Genomic DNA, 19,788 nt, shown 5'->3' with positions numbered 1-19,788 from the left:
CGCCGATTCCTGCAGGGTCAACAAGACCGCCGGGCAGATTGTTCATTTTGCGGATCCTCCAAGATCTCTTTGGCTATTTACGTGTTGTTGCGGACGGCGGGGCAACCATCGACCTGCCGGCGGCAACCGTAACACCGAAATAGCGCTATTGCCAACATGTTTGGTCTCCTCGGAGGGATCGCTCCATGCCCGATCGTGTTGCTGAAAGCACGCTGGCGGTTGCCTCGGCGGACCGGAGGAATCTGTCGTAGCGATTGACTTTTACTGTTGTCCAGAATAATTCGGCTGACTAGTGATGAAACGCGTTGCCGTGCAGCCCGGAAGCCACGGCGGTCGCGGCTTTGCAAAAACGCACGCTCCAAACATAATTCGATGTTGCGTGGTACGGGCGCTCCGCCTCAGCGGCTACGGACCGGCGGGCCAGGAGGACACGATTCGCCGACTCGCGCAGCCAGCCTTCCAGCGTGGCCTTGCCACACAGCTGTAGATCGGAGAACGACACACCATCCATAACATCTGAACTACTGATAATCGCGGATCACGGCCTTGGCCTCTTGGCCCAGTTAGTGTCGGCTGGGTGAGCGCTGCTTTTATCATCGCGACCCCGCATCGGATCGGTTCCGCGTCGGCGGTCGGTGAGGCCGACTCGGGCGGCGGCCCGCTGGAACCACACGGCCGCACGGGCCAGGTCCGGTAGGCGCACTCATGGGAGCTTTGATGCTGACGCTTGCCGGGTTGGCGTTTCTGGACTCGCTCAATGTCCTCAACGTGGGTGTGGTTTCGGCGGTGATCTACGACGCTCGGCTGAGCCGGCGATCACCGGTTCCCGGCGCGTTGAGTTTCATCGCCGGCCTGTTCGCGGTCATGACCATTTTTGGCCTGCTGACCGTGCTCGGGCTGCACTTCTTGACTCATTTCGTCGACTTCAGAATCACGCCAGCAGCTCGGTATTGGGGCGAACTGCTGGCCGGAGGGGTGCTGATCGGTCTGGCCTACTTCCCTTTGACCGCCCAATCTTCGGCGCCTGGGTGGGCGATGACGGCGACGCGGCGACGTCCATGGCTGCTCGGATTCGTCGGAGTGGCAGTGGGTCTCGGGCAAGCGCCGACGGCTGTGCCATATCTGACTGGCTTGGCAATGCTTTCGGCGCTGCATCCACGCCCAGCGATCTGGCCGGTGATCGTCATTGTCTACTGCGCGGTGACGCGTTGGCCGCTGCTGGTGATCCTTGCCCTGTCGACGCTACGAACCACCCGAGCCAAGCGCATACAGCGATCGATCGTGCGCGTTCTCACACACTACGGTCCGATTACGGTGCGGATCATTTTCCTAGTCGTGGGCGTCGGACTGGTCATCGACGCCCTGATGCTCAGTCGTGCGTAGTGGGATCCAGCTGGGCCAGCGCCTCCCGCAGGATCCGTCCGGTGCCCTCCCTGTCTGGGTCTCGCCGTAGCACCAGTCCCTTGGCGACCGACAGCTTGTCTCCATTGCGTCGCGGCAGCACGTGCAGGTGGATGTGGAACACCGTCTGGAAGGCGGCAGACCCGTCGTTGATTGCGATGTTGGTCGCATCGGCCAATTCCGTCGCCCGGGCCGCCCGCGCGATCCGCTGGCCGATGATCATCATGTCGGCCATCGTTTGCGCCGGCGTGTCGGTGATGTCGACAGTGTGTCGTTTCGGCAGCACCAAGGTGTGGCCGCGGGTGAACGGGCGGATGTCGAGGATCGCCAGATAGCCGTCGTCTTCGTAGATCCGGATGGCTGGAGCTTCCCCGGCGGCGATCGCACAGAACACGCAGGACATGCCGCCACCGTACTGGACCCGCGGGAGGTGGCAGCTAAGTGAGCGGGATACGCTGCGGCAGTGGACCCTAGCGATCTCGCCTTCGCCGGCGCAGCCGCACAGGCGCGCATGCTGGCCGACGGTGAAGTCACCGCGCCGGTGCTGCTCGAGGTCTACCTGGAACGGATTGAGCGCCTGGATAGCGAGCTGCGCGCCTACCGCGTGGTGCGTTACGACAGCGCCCGCGAGGAAGCGGCGGTCGCCCAGCAACGCCTCGACGCCGGGGAGCGGCTGCCGCTGCTGGGCGTACCCATCGCAATCAAGGACGATGTCGACATTGCCGGTGAGGTAACGACGTATGGCAGCGGCGGGCACGGTCCGGCTGCGACTCTCGACGCGGAGGTGGTCCGCCGACTGCGCGCCGCGGGCGCGGTGATCATCGGCAAGACCAATGTGCCCGAGCTGATGATCATGCCATTCACCGAGTCGATGACGTTCGGAGCAACCCGCAACCCGTGGAACCCCTCGCGCACCCCCGGCGGGAGCAGCGGTGGCAGTGCAGCCGCGGTGGCCGCCGGGCTGGCCCCGGTGGCACTGGGATCCGACGGCGGTGGATCGATTCGCATCCCGTCGACCTGGTGCGGTTTGTTCGGGCTGAAACCGCAACGCGATCGGATCTCTCTGGAGCCCCACGACGGAGCGTGGCAGGGTTTGAGCGTCAACGGGCCGATCGCGCGTTCGGTGCTGGACGCGGCGTTGTTGCTTGATGCGACAACAGCGGTGCCCAGTCCCGAAGGTCAATTCGTCGACGCGGCCGCTCGCGAGCCTGGCCGACTGCGAATTGCCTTGAGCGCCAAGGTTCCAACCCTGATACCCGTCAGGTGCGGTAAAGCGCAACTGGTAGCGCTCGAGCAGGCGGGCGCGTTGCTTCGCGACCTGGGCCATGAAGTCATCAACCGAGATCCCGAGTATCCGGCCGCGCTGTACGCCAACTACCTGCCTCGCTTTCTCCGCGGTATCAGCGACGACGCCGATGGACAGGCGCATCCGGAGCGCCTCGAAGCGCGCACTCGCGCCCTGGCGCGGCTTGGTTCGTTCTTCTCCGATCGGCGGATGGAGGCACTGCGTGTCGCGGAAAAGTCGCTGAGCGTCCGCATCCAGTCGATCTTCGACGATGTCGACGTCGTCGTTACCCCGGGCACCGCGACGGGCCCGTCCCGCATCGGCGCCTACCGGCGCCGCGGTGGGGTGTCGACACTGCTGCGGGCAGGGCGGCGGGTTCCCTACCACCAGGTCTGGAATCTGACCGGCCAGCCCGCCGCCGTCGTGCCATGGGACTTCGACGGCGACGGCCTGCCGATGTCGGTGCAGCTTGTGGGCCGGCCGTTCGACGAGGTGACGCTGCTGTCGCTGGCCGCGCAGATCGAAGCCGCCAGACCGTGGGCGCACCGGCGACCGCCGGTGTCATGACCCGCGCCGGCGACGATATGCATGGCGATGTGGGGGTACCTCCCGCTTGCGGGGGGAGAGGAGCGGCGCTCATGACTGGCGCCGGCGACGATATGCATGGCGATGTGGGGGTACCTCCCGCTTGCGGGGGAGAGGAGCGGCGCTCATCAGTGAGGGATGACCACGTGGACCAACCGGACAAGGACGATCTACTCGACGGACTCGAGGGCACCGCGCGTGCCGAGCGCGCCGAGCTCGTGGACTGGCTGCTCGAGCAGGGCATCACCGCCGAAGAGATCCGGGCGACCAACCCACCGCTACTGCTGGCCACCCGGCACCTCGTCGGGGACGACGGCACCTATGTATCCACCAGGGAGATCAGTGAGAACCGCGGCGTTGACCTGGAGCTGCTGCAGCGGGTGCAGCGCGCCATCGGCCTGGCCAGGGTGGACGACCCGGACGCGGTCGTGCACATGCGCGCCGATGTTGAAGCGGCCGCGAACGCGCAGCAGTTCGTCGAGCTGGGACTGCACCCCGACCAAGTTGTGCTCGTCACCCGTGTCCTCGCCGAGGGCCTGTCGCATGCCGCCGAGGTCATGCGGTACACCGCGCTGTCGGCGATCATGCGTCCTGGAGTTACCGAGGTTCAGATCGCACAGGCGTCAAAAGCCTTGGTGAGTCAGATCGTTCCGCTGCTTGGTCCGATGATCCAGGACATGCTGTTCATGCAGCTGCGGCACATGATGGAGACCGAATCGGTCAACGCCGGGGAGCGAGCCGCCGGTAAGCCGCTGCCGGGTGCGCGTCAGGTCACCGTTGCGTTCGCTGACCTGGTCGGCTTCACCAAGCTAGGTGAGGTGGTATCGGCCGAGGAGCTGGGTCAGCTGGCCGGCCGGCTGGCTGAACTCGCGCGTGACCTGACCGCGCCGCCGGTGCGATTTATCAAGACGATCGGCGACGCGGTGATGCTGGTCTGCCCCGACCCAGCGCCGTTGCTGGATGCCGTCCTTAAGCTGGTCGAGACGGTTGACACCGACGACGCCTTTCCGCGGCTACGGGCCGGAGTCGCCTCCGGCATGGCGGTGAGCCGGGCCGGCGACTGGTTCGGCAGTCCGGTGAACGTGGCAAGTCGGGTGACCGGCGTCGCCCGGCCGGGCAGTGTGCTGGTCGCGGAGTCGGTGGCCGACGCCGTAAATAGCTCGGATGACGGCGATGGATTCCACTTTTCGTTTGCCGGCACTCGCCGCCTCAAGGGCGTCAAGAGCGAAGCGAGACTGTTCCGCGTCCGGCGCCACTAGCGGCACACAAGGGCAGGCCCGGGCGACTCCTGGGGGCGTCGGCACTCCGTCCTACGCGGGTCGACACGGCCGGATTTCACCCCGTCCTTCCGGCACTTGAGACTGGTCGCTTCCGGGCCTGCTTCGTTACCAAAAATACAACTGTGACTGCTTACTAGCAACGGTTCGCGTTGACTCACCAATAATGCGCGCGTAGTTCTCATCGTTGCCTCATCTGAGAGTGCGCGCGTAGGGCGCGCCTACCTGGCTGCTGACGCATCGCTGGTTAGGCCCGGACGATGGGACTGACGATGAGTCAACGCAAGGCCGTGACGAAGGCGATCGCGAGCCGTTACGCGCGGGCGGACAAGGCTGGCAAGGGCCGGATTCTCGACGAGTTGTGCGCCACCACGGGATGGCATCGCAATCATGCCCGCAAGGCACTTAAGGCGGCGTTGCGGCCAAAGCTGGTCAAGCCCCGGTCACCGCGTGCACCGAAGTATGGACCGAAAGTCGTTGCAGCGCTGGTCTTCTGCTGGGCAGTTCTGGGCATGCCTGCGGGTAAGCGGCTGGCGCCGGTGCTGGGCGAGCTGGTGGCGATTTTGCGGCAGTTTGGTGAGCTGGTCATCGATGACGACACCGCCGCGCTGCTGGTGGGCATGTCCGCGGCCACCATCGACCGCCGCCTGGCACCCGAGCGGCGCCGCTACCAGCTTAAGGGCCGCAGCACCACCAAGCCCGGGACGTTGTTGAAGTCTCAGATCCCGGTACGCACCTGGGCGGACTGGGACGACGCGCGACCGGGGTTTGTCGAGATCGACCTGGTGTCCCACGACGGCGGTAATGCCGCTGGTGAGCACGCCTGGACCTTGACCGTCACCGACATCGCTACCGGCTGGACCGAGAACCGCAGCGTGCCCAACAAGGCCCGCAAATGGGTGCTGGCCGCACTCGATGACATCGCCAAGAGCATGCCGTTTCCGATCCTCGGCGTGGACAGCGACAATGGCGGGGAGTTCATCAATAGCCATCTGCTGGCGTGGTGTGAGAAACGCCGGATCACCTTCACCCGCTCGCGGCCGGGCAACAAAAACGACGGCTGCCATGTCGAGCAGAAGAACTGGGCGATCGTGCGCATCGTGGTGGGCTACCACCGCTACGACACGCAAGCAGAACTGTTGCTGCTCAACAAGATCTGGATCCTGCAGTCGAAGCTGACCAACTACTTCTACCCGCAACAAAAGCTGGTGTCGAAAGTCCGGGTTGGTGCAAAGGTCTCCAAGAAATACGACCAAGCGGCCACGCCGTACCGCCGTGCCGAGGCCCACGAGACCATCAGCACCGAGGACAAGGCGATCCTGGCCGACACCTACATCCGCATCAACCCCGCCGCCGTGCAACGTCAGATCCAGGCCCTCACCTCCGAGCTACTCGCGATCACCACCAGCAAGGCCGCACCGAAGACCAAGGCCCCAGTCGAGCCCGCTCCCACGCGCGCATCCGTAGATGAGTCAACGAATCAAACTTCGCGCGCATCTTGAAATGAGGCAACAGGCGGTTTTCCCGCATTGCGAGCACAACCTTCCGGGCCTGTTTCGCCGGCAGTGAACGGTGTTCCATTAGCCCTGTAACGATGTAATTATGTAATCATGAAACACCACCACATGCACGGGCGTCGGTACGGGCGCCCCGGGGGCTGGCAACAGGCCGAGCAACCCGATGCCAGCGGCGCGGCCGAGTGGTTCGCCGGACGGCTGCCCGACGACTGGTTCGTTGGCGACCCCACGGTCATCGTTGACCGTGAGGAGATCACGGTCCTGGGCAGACTGGCCGAACCCGAGAGCTCGGGAGAAGCGGAAAGCAAGGCGCGGTCGGAAGGCCGGGTCTCGCGATTCCGCGAAGAGACCCGGCCCGAGCGGATGCGCATCGCCGATGAAGCGCAAGATCGCTACGGGCGCAAGGTTTCTTGGGGCGTTGAGGTTGGCTCGCAAACCGGTACGGAACGGATTCTCTTCACCCACATCGCGGTTCCGGTGATGACACGCTTGAAGCAGCCGGAACGCCAGGTGCTCGACACGCTGGTCGACGCGGGCGTGGCGCGATCCCGCGCCGACGCACTCGCGTGGTCGGTCAAGCTGGTCGGTGAGCACACCGAGGAGTGGCTCGCCAAGTTGCGCGACGCCATGTCGGCGGTCGATGACGTGCGCGCGCAGGGACCGGATCTGCAGGCCTAATCCGTCATCCCTTGTTGACCTTGACGATGATCTGGTCGGCGATCTGTCCACCTTGGTCGGTGATCTGGTAGCCACACGCGTTGACGTCGACGACCACATTGTTCGCCACGTGCATCGCCCGCTGGCACTCCCAGCCATCGGCGCCTTCTTGGGTGTCCACGACCGTGATCCGCGGCGGGGCGCCTTCCACTTGCGCGAACGTCCACCGGTATGTTTTGCCCTTGTTTGTCACGGTGACGGTCTTGCCGGCGCAGTTTTTCCACTTGTTGGCCGACGTCTGCACGAAAGTGTGGGCAAGGTCGGCGGACGGAAACGCCACCACGGCTTGGTTGACCCAGTGGTCGTAGTTGTCGCCCGGCTCGGACGACACCAAGGCGCTGATCCCGGTATAGCCGGTGCCGCCGTACACCGGAGCTTGGCTCGTGTATAACGCTCCTTGGCAGTCCGGCAAGGAGAGTGTTAGCGATGACGAATCCATCGAAGTGATGGGTTTCCCGGGCGTCATCGACGACGACCCCATCACCGCGTTGACCTCCGACGGGCTCAGCAGCAGGGAGCTCAGCCGGTCCTCGGATATCGGCTTCGGCGGCGGTTTCGGCTTGGGTCGGGTAACCAGCCAAATGCCTACCCCGCCGACGACAAGGACGAGCACTATGGCCACGGCGGCCACGATGGGCCACGGATTGCGCGTGCGTGCTGCGGGGCCTTGGTTCCAGGGTGTCTGACCGGCGGGTTGCTGCGGTGGCGGAGTTGCCGGCGGGGTGCCGCTCCAGCCGGCGGGAATGGGCCCGCTCGGCGGCGACCATCCGGGCTGGCTGGCGGGGGTCGGCCGCTGCTGCGGCATTGGTCCTGACGAATGCACCGGGCCATACGACGGAGTCGGTGCCGGCTGGGGTCGCTGGGATGGCGGCGGGGTGCCGGCGGGGGCCGGCCGTGCTGGACCGGGGGGCGGACTTGGTGGCGGCGCCATGGCGGTGGCCGGCATGGTCGGTGGCGGCGCGAGGCCCGTAGGGGGACCCGGCAGGGTCGATTCCTGGCTGCGGCGCAGGATGTCGGCGGCGTGGTCTTGGTCGGGGTCGCTAAGCGCTTCGTGAGCGGCCAGGGCCAGGTCGCCCGCGCTGGCGTAGCGGTCCTCGGGTTTCTTGGCCATGCCGCGCGCCACCACCGCGTCGAAGGACTTGGGGACACCCGCACGCGCGACGCTCGGCTGCGGGATCGGCTCCATCAGATGGGCGGTGACCAGCGTCCCGGCGCTGTCGGCGCGATACGGCGGGGCTCCCGTCAGGCACTCGTGCAGCACACAGGCCAGTGCGTAGATGTCGGCGCGGTAGGTGACCTCGTCGTTGGAAAACCGTTCGGGGGCCATGTATTTCCAGGTGCCCACCGCGGTGCCCAGCTGGGTGAGCTTTTCGTCGGTGGTGGCGCTGGCGATCCCGAAGTCGACTAGGTAAGCGAAGTCGTCGCGAGTGACCAGGATGTTTTGCGGCTTGACGTCGCGATGCATCACCCCGGCCGCGTGCGCGGCGTCCAGGGCCGAGGCGATCTGGGTGATGATGACCACCGCCCGCGGCGGGGTCAGCGGACCGAAGCGTTTGAGCAAGGAGTCCAGGTCGGTGCCCTCGACGAGGCGCATCTCCAAAAAGAGCTGACCGTCGACTTCGCCGTAGTCGTGGATGGGCACCACATGGGGTTCCTGCAATCGGCCGGCGATCCGGGCTTCGCGCTTCATCCGCTCGCGGAAGATTGGGTCCTTGCTGAACTCCGCCGTCATCACCTTGACCGCAACGGTCCACTCCTTGACGGTGTGCTCCGCCTCGTAGACCTCGCCCATCCCGCCGCGGCCCAGCAGCCGCTTCAGGTGGTAGGGCCCGAACATCGACCCCACCCGCGAGCCCTGCGCGTCGCTCATCACCGATCCTCCCAATCAACCCGCATTGCCGCCGACACTATCAACAACCTCCGGGCATCCGATGGGCGTCAGTGCCCCCAAGCATTCATCAAGAATGCGGCAAGTGCGCCGGCGGAGGCTTTGCCCAGCAGCCAAACCGAGGGGACAAGATGCTTACCACGGCCGTCGAGCGCGCATGGTCATACGGCGTGTACTACATCGGTTATCGGCTGCTGTCGGTGCAGCTGTCGTACGGCGAGCTGGCCGTCAGCGGCGTGGCTTACGCTGCGGGTCGAGGCGCTTGAGGCGCAACGCGATCAGCATCACCAGTACGATCGCCTGCATAACACAGGCCCCAGCGGCCATCAGCCAACTGCTGACGTCGTAGTCCCACAACGGATCTTGTTCCCCGCCCGGTATGGTCCGGCGCAGGTCGTTGAGATCGACCGTCGAAGCGCCCATCGCGAAGGCCCACCGCGACGGGGACAGCCACGCCAGCTGCTCCAGCGGGATCCGGCCTTGCACACCGAACATCCCGCCACACAGTACGAGTTCGGCAAAGACCACCAGCACCAATAGCGGCATGCCTCGATCGGCGTTGCCAATCATGGCCGAAATCAGTAGGCCGATCATCATCGAGACCACGGTGACGGCGACCACCGCCACTGCCACTTCGACCCTGGGCCAAGGCAATACCACCGACTGATCGGGCGGCGGCAGGAACGCGGCCCCCAGGAAGCCCAGAATCAGCCCCTGCGCGGTCGTCAGCACGCCAAGGACCAGCAACTTCGAGGCCAGGTAGGCGCCGCCGGACAAGCCGATGCCATGTTCTCGGCGATAGATTGCCTGTTCCTTCACGATTTCCCGGATGGATGCCGCGCAGCCCATCAGGCCGCCGCCGATGATCAGCAGCACCAGCAACTGTGACGGTTGAGTCGACTTTTGTTCGATGGCCTTGGCCAGTGACAACCCGGCTTCGCCCGGGACGGCGTACGCGAACAGGCTTAGCAGCAGCGGCAGCAACAGCAAAAATACCGAGTACTGTCGGTCGGCCGCGATGACCGCCAGATAGCGCCGGCACAGGATGGCGAATTGGGCGAATGGGCTCTGCTGAGCTACCGGCTTGGCTGCTGGCGCGGGGGCGGATCCCGGTGGCCGCAGGGCGGGGCGGGGGGCGAGTGCCGCGCGCAGGGGCGAGGCATTGAACCGGGCGGTCCAATCGGTCGATTTGTCATGTTCGAGGAGGGTAAAAAGGTCAGCGAAGTCGGTGCAGTTGAAGTAGCTCAACGCTTGCTGGGGTGGACCGAAATAGGCCAGCCGACCTCCGGGGGCCAGGATGAGCAGCCGGTCGCACATATTCAGGTGGGCAATGTTGTGCGTGACCACCACCACAGAGCGGCCGTCGTCGGCCAGCGAGCGCAGGGTCTGCATCACCGATTTCTCGTAGCCCGGGTCGAGGCCCGACGTGGGTTCGTCGAGAAACAGCAGCGACGGTTTGGTCAGCAGCTCCAGCGCGACGCTGGTGCGCTTGCGCTGACCGCCCGACAGGCTGTCGATGCGCTGATCGGCCTGGGTGGAAAGCCCGAGCTCGGCCAGCACCTCCTCGATGCGCTGCTTGCGTTCGCTGGCGGAGACGTCCTGCGGAAACCTTAGCCGGGCCGCGTAATTCAGCGCCCGCCGTACCGTCAGCGGGGTGTGCAGGATGTCGTCTTGGGGCACGAATCCGATGCGGTGCCGCAGCTCGGCATAGTTGTCATAGAGGTCGCGCTCGTCGTATCGCACGGTGCCGCTACCGGCCGGGCGGAATCCGGTCAGCGCGCCCAGCAGCGTGGATTTCCCCGCGCCGCTCGGCCCCACCACCGCCAACAGGCTGCGTTGCGGCAGCGCGAAGCTGACATCGGACAGCAACACGCGACCCTTGTTGGTGACCACCCGCAAACTGGACGCCTCGTACGAAATGTCGCCGGTGTCAACGTATTCCACCAGCCGGTCACCGGACAGGTGCAGCAGTTGATGGCCGATGCCGACGATGTCGTTGGGTCCGATGAGGGCACGGTTGATCCGGTGGCCGTTGACGTAGGTGCCGTTGGCGCTGTTGTTGTCGACCAGCTCCCACTGGTTGCCGGAGCGCCGCAACCTGGCATGGCGGCGCGAAACCAGCAAGTCGTTGAGGACAACACTGTTGTCGGTCCCCCGGCCGATCGTGACGACCAACTGGTCGATGGGGTGCACTGCCGTCGGCGGCCGGGCTACCGTCGTCTCGACCTGCTGTTCGGGAGGCTTGACATCTTTTGGTCCGCCCGGGGCAGCTGGGTGTAGTTCCACTGCCTCCCCGGAAGTCGCCGAACCCAGCAATACCGTGATGGGCTGACGAATCGTCAGGCGCTCCACCCGTTGACCGGCTACGAACATCCCATTGCTGCTGCGGTTGGTCAGAACCCACCCGTCGGGAGTCGGCTCCAGCGCGGCGTGGTTTCGCGACACCCGCGGATTGTCCAGGCGGATATCGGCTTCGTTGGCGCGTCCGATGGTCCAGACCCGGTTTGCGGTGGCATGCCAGGTGCGTCCGGCGGCCCGCAGTTCCAGCCGGGCTGGATTGGTGGTGGCGATCCTGTCCTGCATGCCTAGCCTCCGGTGCTCACGAGTGGGAAGCCCACCACTTGTATAGCTGATCGAGGGTCTGCGGCTTCCCAGCGACTAGCCCGAATACCAAGGTTTGCTCGTTGCTCCACATCAGCTGTGGCTCGTTGTCTTTGTAGTTGCCGCACGCGAGCTGACCGAGGATGGTGCTGGGGTCTTGGGTGTGCCACCAGGTGCCCGGTGATGCCTTACCGCCGGGGCAGCTCACGATCGTGAAGGTCCCGATGAATCCGGTGAAAGCTTTCTGCAGCGCCGCGAGGTCGGGGTACAGGCCGAAGGCCGCGCTTCGGGGCCCGTTGGGATCGGTGTTCTGCCCGCACTTCACCGAGACCACCGCACCCGGCATGGGTTGACTATCCGGTGTGCAGGTGCCGGGGGCATAGCCCGAAGGCAGCAGGCTCATCAGTCGGGCTTGGGCGGCCGACGTTAGCGGGGTGGACGGGGGGCTTGTCGTCGTGGTCGCCGGTGCGGTGGTCGTGGTCGTAAAGGTCGTGGTCTTTGGAGCGTCCAACCTTGAGTCATTCTTGGTGGCAGCCCAGATCCCGATGGCACCCAGGATGAGCACCAGGAACAGCGCGGCCACACCGGTGACGATCGCCCACGGATTGCGTCTGCGCGGCGTCGGTGGCCCGTGGTGCCACCCAGGTGTGCCGGCGAAGTGTTGCGGTGGGGCGGGGGCTGGCGGGGGCGGCAACGGGCGGTTGCCGGGACCCCAACGCGGGTAACCGGCCGGAGCAACCGGACCAGCCGGTCGTGGGTGCTGGACGGTTCGCGGCTCGGATACCTCGGTGGGCAACGTCGATTCCCGGCTACGGCGCAGGATGGTGGCGGCCCGGTCCTGATCGGGGGTACTGAGCGCCTCGTGCGCAGCCCGCGCCAGATCACCGGCGCTGGCGTAGCGTTCCTGGGCACTTTTGGCCATGCCGCGGGCGATCACGTCGTCAAACGCCCTGGGGATACCCGCGTTCGCGGCGCTGGGTCGTGGAATGGGATCCATCATGTGGGCGCTGACGAGCGTGCCGGCGCTTGCGGACGAGTACGGCGCGGCCCCGGTCAGGCACTCATAGAGCACGCAGGCCAGCGAATAGATGTCGGCGCGAAAGGTCACCTTGTCGTTCGTAAACCGTTCGGGGGCCATGTATTTCCAGGTGCCTACCGCGGCGCCCAATTGGGTGAGCTTTTCATCGGTGGCGGCGCTGGCGATACCGAAGTCGACGAGGTAGGCGAAATCGTTGCCGGTGATGAGGATGTTGGGTGGCTTGACGTCGCGGTGCATCACCCCGGCGGCGTGCGCGGCGTCCAAGGCCGACGCGATCTGGCTGTGGATGGCCACCGCGCGTGGCGGGCTGAGCGGGCCAAAGCGTTTGAGCATGGTGTCCAGGTCGGTGCCCTCGATGAGGCGCATCTCCAAGAACATTTGCCCGTCGACTTCGCCGTAGTCGTGGATGGGCACCACGTGGGGATCCTGCAAACGGCCGGTAATGCGGGCTTCGCGCTTCATCCGCTCGCGAAATACCGGGTCGTTGCTGACGGCTTCCGACATCAGCTTGAGCGCGACCGTCCACCCTTTGACGGTGTGCTCGGCCTCGTAGACCTCGCCCATTCCACCGCGGCCCAGCGGTCGTTTGAGAAGGTAGGGCCCAAACATTGATCCCGCCCGCGAGCCTGGCGCCTCGCTCATGGCGTCAGATCCGAAGTCGCCCAACCTGTTTCAGCCGTACTTCGCCCACCAGTTGTGCAGGTCGTCGAGTGTGGGCGGGTCCCCAAAGATGTCACTGAGCATCAGTTTGGCCTCGTTGCTCCAGATCACGTTGGGGTGGTTCTTGTACGTGCCACAAGCGATCATGCCGGCCACGACGTCGGGTGTCTTGGCGTAATGCCAGGTGTCCGGCGACGGTCCTTGCCCGGGGCAGTTGGCCAGCTCGACCGCTCCGATGTCGTCGTTGAAGGCCTGCTTGAGCGCTCCGAGAGTGGGGAACAGCCCGTACACCGCGCGACTCGGGCCGCCGTCGTTGCTGTTTTGCCCGCAGTCAAGCATCGCTATCGCGCCAGTCCAGACGCTGTTCGGCTTTGGAGTGGTGGGCGTGCATTTTCCGGTGGCATAGCCGGACGGCAGCATGCTGAACAACCTGCTTTGCGGGTCGGCTGGCGTGGTTGTCGTCGGGGGGCTCGTGGTGGTCGGCGAGCTGGGGGTTGTGACCGACGACGATGGGTTGTCGGCGCTCGGCTGGGTGTCGCCCGGCCGGGTAACTGCCCAGATGCCGATGGCGGCCAGGACAACGACGACCACGACGGCGGCTGCGCCGACCACGATGGGCCAGGGGCTCCGGCCGCTCTTTGGCGGCGGCTGGTTCCAGGGGGGACCGCCCGGCGGCTGGTGCGGGGGTGTGGCGCCCCAGCCGCCGCCTTGGAAGTACTGCGGCGTCTGGGCGGGCTGGCTGGTGGACGGGATGGGGCCGCTCGACCATTGGGGCTGGTTGGAGCGCGGCAGCGGCCCTGAACTGAGCTGGTCGGCGTACGAAGGTGTTGGGGGCGCCGGCGGTGCAGCGGGTGGTGGGGTGCCCGCAGCAAGCGTTGGCGGCTGTGGGGTGAACGCCGTGCCGGGCAGCGTGGATTCCCGGCTGCGGCGCAGGATGTCCTCGGCGTGGTCCTGGTCGGGGTCGCTGAGCGCTTCTTTGGCGGCCCGCGCCAGGTCGCCCGCGCTGGCGTAGCGTTCCTCGGGCCTTTTGGCCATGCCTCGCGCGATCACCGCGTCGAAGGCCTTGGGAATCCCCGAGCGCGCGGCGCTGACCTGCGGGACGGGGTCCATCAGATGGGCGGTGACCAAGGTGGTCGCGCTGTCGGCGCGGTATGGCGGGCTCCCGGTGAGACATTCGTACAGCACGCAGGCCAGTGCGTAGATGTCGGCGCGGTAGGTGACCTCGTCGTTGGAAAACCGTTCGGGCGCCATGTATTTCCAAGTGCCCACCGCGGTGCCCAGCTGGGTGAGCTTTTCGTCGGTGGTGGCGCTGGCGATCCCGAAGTCAACTAGGTAGGCGAAGTCGTCGCGGGTGACCAGGATGTTGGGTGGTTTCACGTCGCGGTGCATCACCCCGGCGGCGTGGGCGGCGTCCAGCGCCGCGGCGATTTGGGTGATGATGGCCACCGCGCGTGGCGGGGTCAGCGGACCGTAGCGCTTGAGCACGCTGTCCAGATCGGTGCCTTCGACGAGGCGCATCTCCAGGTACATCTGGCCGTCGATCTCGCCGTAGTCGTGGATGGGCACCACGTGGGGTTCCTGCAATCGGCCGGCGATGCGGGCTTCGCGCTTCATCCGCTCGCGAAACACCGGGTCCTTGCTGAACTCGGCGGTCATCACCTTGACGGCGACCGTCCACTCCTTGACGGTGTGATCGGCCTCGTAGACCTCGCCCATGCCGCCCCGCCCCAGCAGCCGTTTGAGGTGGTAAGGGCCGAACATTGACCCCACCCGCGAGTCTGGCCCCTCGCCCATCACCGATCCTCCTCAAGCAACCCGAATCCCGCCGACACTATCAACCGCCTCCAGCTATCGCATCGGGTTCGACCACAGGGCCCAGCGACCATGACGTAATCATGACCTTAAGATCGCGCCGACACCACCGCTTGAAACCACCACCTCTCGTCGGGTGCGTGTGGCACCGAGGTCTTCAAACCGGCGGCGGGCAGCGAAAAGTATTGCGCCGGCGTCATATCGGACTCAGGCCTGCGTGTTGGCGGAGATCTGGAACGTGAATTCGTGGTCGCAGATGCGGATGTGGTCGCCATCATTGAGCGTGGCGGCGGCGCGGATTCGCTGATGCTGCACGTGCACGCCGTTCGACGACCGGAGGTCGTTGATGATGTAGTTGGTGCCGGTATCGACGATGACGGCGTGGTGCCGGCTGACGTTGGCGCTGTCAAGGACGATGTCGTTGTCGCTGAGACGCCCGATCCGGGTCGCCGCGGATTGCAGCGGGTAGCTGCGGCCGGTCGCGATGTCGTGTAGGAACGCAACGGCCTGCTGGCCGGAGACCATGGTGCGCTGATCGAGCACCGTGACGGTGCCGGCGGCGGTGGTCTTGGCGGATTTCTTGGCGTCCAGCGGTTCCTGGCGCAGAATCCGCTCATTGAGGGCACGCAAGGTTGGGCCGGGGTCGATGCCCAGGTCATCGGCGAGGGTGGTCTTCACCCGCCGGTAGGCGCCCAAGGCGTCGGATTGACGGTCGGTCAAGTAATAGGCGGTGATCAGCTGTGCCCACAACGGCTCGCGGTAGGGGTGCTCCACGGTAAGAGTCTCGAGCTCGGCGATCACCGCGGAGGCCCGCCCGCAAGCGATTTCGGCTTCCGCCTTCGCCGTATGAGCCAGAACCTTGTCCTCTACGAGCGCCGTTGCAAAGGAATCGACGAATTGACAGTCGCGCAGATCGTCGAGCACCGGTCCACGCCATTCCCTCAGCGCCGCCGAAAGGTGCCGGCTGGCCTCTTCGAAACGTCCGGCGGCCGCGGCGTGGACACCGGCGGTCTTTTCAGCGATGAACCGCCCGAGATCGCAAGTGTTGTCGGGGATGCTGAGCCGGTAACCCGGCGGCGCCGCGGCCAATGCCACTCGCGGGTCGATGCCGGCACCGCCGAGGAGCTTGCGCAGATTGGACACGTACGAGTGGATACTGGCCCTGGCCCCCGACGGTGGCCAGTCCTCCCATAGGGCGGTGATGAGCGCGTCGACCCCGACCGGTCGGTTGCGGTTGATTACCAGCATGGCCAGCACCGCCCGTTGTTTTGGGGTGCCCAATGGCACTAGGGCGCCGTCAATGCTCATCTCCAATGGTCCGAGCAGACCGAATTCGAGACGTCTGTCCATCATCGCGCTACCAGCCATTCCGTGTTCCCGGCAAGGTGTCAATCCCTGTCATTGTGGTACGAAGTTCAGCGATCCGGTACAAGGCACACCCAGGCATGAATGCCGTCGGCGAATTGTCTTGGCGCTCATGCCATGGCCGTGTGTTCACTCGCTGGTTTCCTCGGTGACGGTCATGAAGTCGTGACTGGCGGCCCAGGCCTTGATGAAGACTGCCATGGGGATCTGCTCGTCACGGCCGTCGGGGCTGCCGCTGTCGTTGAGGTGCACGATGCCGTTGCCGGTGTCGACACCGGTCACGACCACTGCGTGGTCAGCGCGCGGCTGGCCGTCACTGCCCGTGTTTTCAACCGGCTGGTTCCAGATCAGTTCGGCGTTAACCCCGACGATCACCTTGTGGCCGGTGCCCAGGTATTGCTCGAGTGCCTCCATGCCGGTTGCGACGCCGGTCTGTTCGGCACTGTCGGCGTCGGTGTTCACGGCGTGGATTCCGTAGTGCGCCAGCAGCGTTGGAAGGTCGCCCGGGTCGGTGCCCATTCCGGAGTTTGGGTCGTTCTTGTCAGCCGGCTTTACATAGATCGAGCCCGGGTGGCTGACGCTGGGGGTCGACTGGGCCACCTTGATGATGGACCGCTCGGAGGGCAGCTTGCCGGTCAGCTCACCCACCACGTCGGCACTTGACATGATCGCGCAGTCGTCGTAGTTCTGGTGCCGCCAGTACTTGGCGGCTGCCGTCGGGTCGCCGTACATGGTGCCCGCCGAAGCTTCGGCCGGGTTGGCGAGTCCGAGCGCGAGGGCGCTGGCGGCAGCGGCGAAGATGGCGGTCTTGACTGCGGTGGCAATGTTGATCTTCACGGGTTGTCCTTTTTCTCATTCCAGAGGGGTGTTGAGAAGAGGTTCGCCCGTTGGCCTTTTCGTTATCTCTACGAATTCTTGAAGTGATCTTCTGAGCCCAAAGCACGTGAATTGCCTTGGGGTTCAAGGCCCGTGGACTAGTGGCGATCGCAAGCGCGGCGCAGCCGGGCGCGGCGGGTCGCCACCATTTGGACTAGGGCGTGTCTCCCGAATATTTGCGTCCTGACTGGTGAGGATTGTCCAGTGACGCGAATGGGTGTGATTTCAGATGAGTTCTGGGCGGTGGTCGAGCCGGTGATGCCGTCGCATGAGGGCAAGCGCGGCAACAGGTTTAGTGATCATCGGCTGATTCTGGAAGGGATTGTCTGGCGGTTTCGCACGGGAAGCCCGTGGCGGGACCTGCCTGCGGAGTTTGGGCCCTGGCAAACGGTGTGGAAGCGCCATCACCGGTGGTCGCTGGATGGCACCTACGACGAGATGTTCGCCCACGTCGCAGCCGCGTGCGGGTCCGGCGCCGAGATGACCGAGGGCATCGAGAAGTTGTTGTCGGTGGATTCGACGAACGTGCGGGCACACCAGCACAGTGCGGGTGCGCGCTCGGACACGCTGCACACAGGGGGCACTGTCGAATTACAAGAAATCCGCCGATGAGCCCGACGATCATGCGATCGGCCGTTCGCGTGGCGGGCTGACCACCAAGATCCACGCTTTGACCGATCAGCGCCAAGCTCCGGTGAGGATCCGATTGACCGCCGGCCAGGCCGGCGACAATCCGCAACTGATGCCCCTGCTCGACGACTATCGCCAGGCATGCGCCGAATACGCCCTGGGCAGCACGGATTTTCGGTTGCTCGCCGACAAGGCCTACTCGCACCCGAGTACCCGTACCGCATTACGGTCTAAGAAGATCAAGCACACCATTCCCGAACGCCAAGATCAGATTGACCGGCGCAAGGCCAAGGGGTCAGCCGGCGGGCGGCCACCGGCTTTCGACGCGACGCTCTACGGGCTGCGCAACACCGTCGAACGCGGCTTCAGCCGGCTCAAGCAGTGGCGCGGAATCGCGACCCGCTACGACAAATACGCCCTGACCTACCTCGGCGGCGTGCTACTGGCCTGCTCCGTCATCCACGCCAGGGTAGGGGCCAACAAATCGGGAGACACGCCCTAGTTGCAAGCCCAGGTGTCGATGTAGCCGCCGCTGAGTTTGGATAACGCGTCCTTCATCGCGGAGCTCAGGTCGGCACCAACCCCGCCCTTGTAGTCGTGATCTTTCGCGGCCACGGCCCCACACGCGGTGAAGCTGGTGAGCACCTTGCAGTCGGAGTAGCCGCAATGTTTGATCGCCGTCGCCTCGGCAGCTGCCCGGGTTGGGTAGGCATACGATCGGCCCCACGAGCCGTTGGCGGAATAGGCAATTGCGCCATAGGACTCGGCGGCGTGTGCCGTGGGAGCGAGCGTGACGGTCATCGCGGTGGCGGCAGCCAGCCGGCCAACCGTCGTCGCTAACCGCCGCCGACGGCCCATCCTCGTCGTCATCGATACGTCCTTTCCCATGCTGTGACGCAACGCCAATCGCTAGACGGGTTTGGTTGCGGTGACCTGTTTGCCCCAGTCGGACATTGTCAGCGTCACCGAAGTGTTTGGGGTTGGGGCGATCTGGAGCTGGACGAGGTGAGAGGACCCATCCGAGGCCGTCCAGACCGTGGTCGGCACCGTCGAGATGGTTTCGTCGGTGAGCCGTGACCCGGACAGCGTCGCGACGTCGTCGGCAGACGACTCTCCGGTGATCTTGGTGGTAGCAACCCCGTTGACTTGCTGGCTGCCGGCCACCGCCGCGTCCTTGAGGTTGGCCAGCAGGTTGGCCAAGCCCTTGTTGGGGTCGAGAAGCACCGACACTCTGTAGATCGAGGCGCCGTTGCCGAAGTCGGTGTACGTGCCGGGTTGTCCCAGGTCGGAGTACAGATGTCCATCGACAAAGACGAACTTTGCTTCTTGCGGAGTATTGCCGACGAGCACGGTCGCGATTCCGGTGGCGACGGTCTGTGGCGTGTTGGAGATATCGCCCTCGAGTTTGGTCACCCGCAGGTTGGGCACATCGCCTTGCACCGCAAGGGTCAGATGCATCCCGGTGACTTTGCGCATGACATCGGTGGCCTGTTTGAGCAGCGTTGCCGCCTCGCCGCTGGTTCCGGTGGCCGTGGTGCCCGACGATTTGGCCCCGGGGCTCCCATTGCCTGCGCAGCCGCCGATCGCGAGTACGACGGCGAGCGCAGCAGCCGCGGCGGCAACAACGGTATGAGGCTTCATCGACATCTCCTTATGTTGGCCGACAGCTGTCTACCCGGACACCGAGCTTAATGAGGCCCAATCAGCAAACGGGGACCCCGGTTGTCGGAATCCCCGCTGCCGGTGCGGCGGCTATGTGAGTTGGCTGGCGTATTGCGGGCAGTAGGCCTTGGTCGCGTCAACGACGAAGTAGGCGGCCTGCTTCGTGGTCAGGTTGGTCTGGCTGAGGACCTCCTGGGCGATTTGGGTTCCGGTCTTGCCACCGGCCAACTCGCGGCAGACCTGGTGGCCTTGCGCAACGGCTGCTTGTGGGGAAGAGAACGTGACGCCGATGGCCTCCATCTGGGAGATGAAAGCCTCGTCGGCGGTGCTAGCCGAGGCGGCCCCGGCGGTTGCGACGGCAAGCCCGACGGCGGCGGCGCCGATGGCGGTGGACAGAGCTGCGGTGATGGTGGTTGAGAACATGTCGTCAGCCTCAGGGCTGGCCCTTGCGGGATTCTCAAGAACTTCTTGGA

The 19,788-nt window shown here is 65.3% G+C and carries 15 protein-coding genes and 1 pseudogene; 6 read left to right on the top strand and 10 right to left on the bottom strand.

The window, feature by feature from the left end; all coding sequences use genetic code 11:
• Window positions 1-705 precede the first annotated feature (705 nt).
• Window positions 706-1,383 carry a GAP family protein gene (locus AADZ78_RS19910; RefSeq protein WP_085249958.1) on the top strand — a complete coding sequence of 226 codons (678 nt, stop codon included), beginning with the start codon at window positions 706-708 and terminating at the stop codon, window positions 1,381-1,383.
• Here the strand turns inward: AADZ78_RS19910 and AADZ78_RS19905 are convergent.
• The gene (locus AADZ78_RS19905; protein WP_085249959.1) at window positions 1,370-1,804 is read right to left on the bottom strand and encodes an HIT family protein; all 435 of its coding nucleotides are present in this window, start codon (window positions 1,802-1,804) and stop codon (window positions 1,370-1,372) included. The genes AADZ78_RS19910 and AADZ78_RS19905 overlap by 14 nt on opposite strands.
• Window positions 1,805-1,864: 60 nt before the next feature.
• On the opposite strand from AADZ78_RS19905, the gene AADZ78_RS19900 reads away from it, so the two are divergent.
• The 4 genes from AADZ78_RS19900 (at window position 1,865) to AADZ78_RS19885 (ending at window position 6,743) form a co-directional block, all read left to right on the top strand.
• The gene (locus AADZ78_RS19900; protein ID WP_085249960.1) at window positions 1,865-3,253 is read left to right on the top strand and encodes an amidase; all 1,389 of its coding nucleotides are present in this window, start codon (window positions 1,865-1,867) and stop codon (window positions 3,251-3,253) included.
• A gap of 92 nt (window positions 3,254-3,345) precedes the next feature.
• Window positions 3,346-4,530 carry an adenylate/guanylate cyclase domain-containing protein gene (locus AADZ78_RS19895; protein ID WP_085249964.1) on the top strand — a complete coding sequence of 395 codons (1,185 nt, stop codon included), beginning with the start codon at window positions 3,346-3,348 and terminating at the stop codon, window positions 4,528-4,530.
• A 278-nt stretch (window positions 4,531-4,808) separates the two neighbouring features.
• Window positions 4,809-6,050, top strand: coding sequence for an integrase catalytic domain-containing protein (locus AADZ78_RS19890; RefSeq protein WP_085251563.1), 1,242 nt, complete (start codon window positions 4,809-4,811; stop codon window positions 6,048-6,050).
• 108 nt (window positions 6,051-6,158) lie between these two features.
• Window positions 6,159-6,743: a hypothetical protein gene (locus AADZ78_RS19885; protein ID WP_085251260.1), complete on the top strand. Its 585-nt coding sequence runs from the start codon at window positions 6,159-6,161 to the stop codon at window positions 6,741-6,743.
• A 4-nt stretch (window positions 6,744-6,747) separates the two neighbouring features.
• Here AADZ78_RS19885 and AADZ78_RS19880 read toward each other — a convergent pair whose 3' ends face one another.
• The 6 genes from AADZ78_RS19880 to AADZ78_RS19855 all read right to left on the bottom strand — a co-directional run bounded on the left by AADZ78_RS19880 (window position 6,748) and on the right by AADZ78_RS19855 (window position 16,984).
• A complete protein-coding gene (locus AADZ78_RS19880; protein ID WP_085251261.1) occupies window positions 6,748-8,652 on the bottom strand; it encodes a serine/threonine-protein kinase PknH/PknJ in 1,905 nt (634 codons plus the stop codon).
• A 246-nt stretch (window positions 8,653-8,898) separates the two neighbouring features.
• Window positions 8,899-11,253 (bottom strand): FHA domain-containing protein, encoded by a 2,355-nt coding sequence (locus AADZ78_RS19875; protein WP_085251262.1) that lies wholly within the window; start codon window positions 11,251-11,253, stop codon window positions 8,899-8,901.
• Between the two features lie 16 nt (window positions 11,254-11,269).
• On the bottom strand, window positions 11,270-12,952 hold the full coding sequence (locus tag AADZ78_RS19870; RefSeq protein ID WP_085251263.1) for a serine/threonine-protein kinase: 1,683 nt from the start codon (window positions 12,950-12,952) through the stop codon (window positions 11,270-11,272).
• 30 nt (window positions 12,953-12,982) lie between these two features.
• Window positions 12,983-14,764 carry a serine/threonine-protein kinase gene (locus AADZ78_RS19865; protein WP_085251264.1) on the bottom strand — a complete coding sequence of 594 codons (1,782 nt, stop codon included), beginning with the start codon at window positions 14,762-14,764 and terminating at the stop codon, window positions 12,983-12,985.
• Between the two features lie 225 nt (window positions 14,765-14,989).
• Window positions 14,990-16,150 carry an ATPase/transcriptional regulator EmbR gene (gene embR, locus AADZ78_RS19860; protein ID WP_085251265.1) on the bottom strand — a complete coding sequence of 387 codons (1,161 nt, stop codon included), beginning with the start codon at window positions 16,148-16,150 and terminating at the stop codon, window positions 14,990-14,992.
• A 126-nt stretch (window positions 16,151-16,276) separates the two neighbouring features.
• Window positions 16,277-16,984, bottom strand: a complete 708-nt coding sequence (locus AADZ78_RS19855) for a C39 family peptidase (protein WP_085251266.1) — start codon at window positions 16,982-16,984, stop codon at window positions 16,277-16,279.
• 243 nt (window positions 16,985-17,227) lie between these two features.
• On the opposite strand from AADZ78_RS19855, the pseudogene AADZ78_RS19850 reads away from it, so the two are divergent.
• Window positions 17,228-18,155 (top strand): annotated as a pseudogene (locus AADZ78_RS19850) (IS5 family transposase).
• Here AADZ78_RS19850 and AADZ78_RS19845 read toward each other — a convergent pair.
• The 3 genes from AADZ78_RS19845 to AADZ78_RS19835 form a co-directional block, all read right to left on the bottom strand.
• A complete protein-coding gene (locus AADZ78_RS19845; protein ID WP_085249820.1) occupies window positions 18,152-18,523 on the bottom strand; it encodes a DUF4189 domain-containing protein in 372 nt (123 codons plus the stop codon). The pseudogene AADZ78_RS19850 and the gene AADZ78_RS19845 overlap by 4 nt on opposite strands.
• A gap of 39 nt (window positions 18,524-18,562) precedes the next feature.
• Window positions 18,563-19,294 (bottom strand): LppX_LprAFG lipoprotein, encoded by a 732-nt coding sequence (locus tag AADZ78_RS19840; RefSeq protein ID WP_372510581.1) that lies wholly within the window; start codon window positions 19,292-19,294, stop codon window positions 18,563-18,565.
• A 111-nt stretch (window positions 19,295-19,405) separates the two neighbouring features.
• Window positions 19,406-19,738, bottom strand: coding sequence for a DUF732 domain-containing protein (locus AADZ78_RS19835; RefSeq protein ID WP_085249818.1), 333 nt, complete (start codon window positions 19,736-19,738; stop codon window positions 19,406-19,408).
• Between the last annotated feature and the right edge of the window lie 50 nt (window positions 19,739-19,788).

The sequence above is a fragment of the Mycobacterium riyadhense genome, assembly GCF_963853645.1.
Lineage (GTDB): Bacteria > Actinomycetota > Actinomycetes > Mycobacteriales > Mycobacteriaceae > Mycobacterium > Mycobacterium riyadhense.
This window is presented reverse-complemented; position numbering and strand designations above follow the sequence as displayed.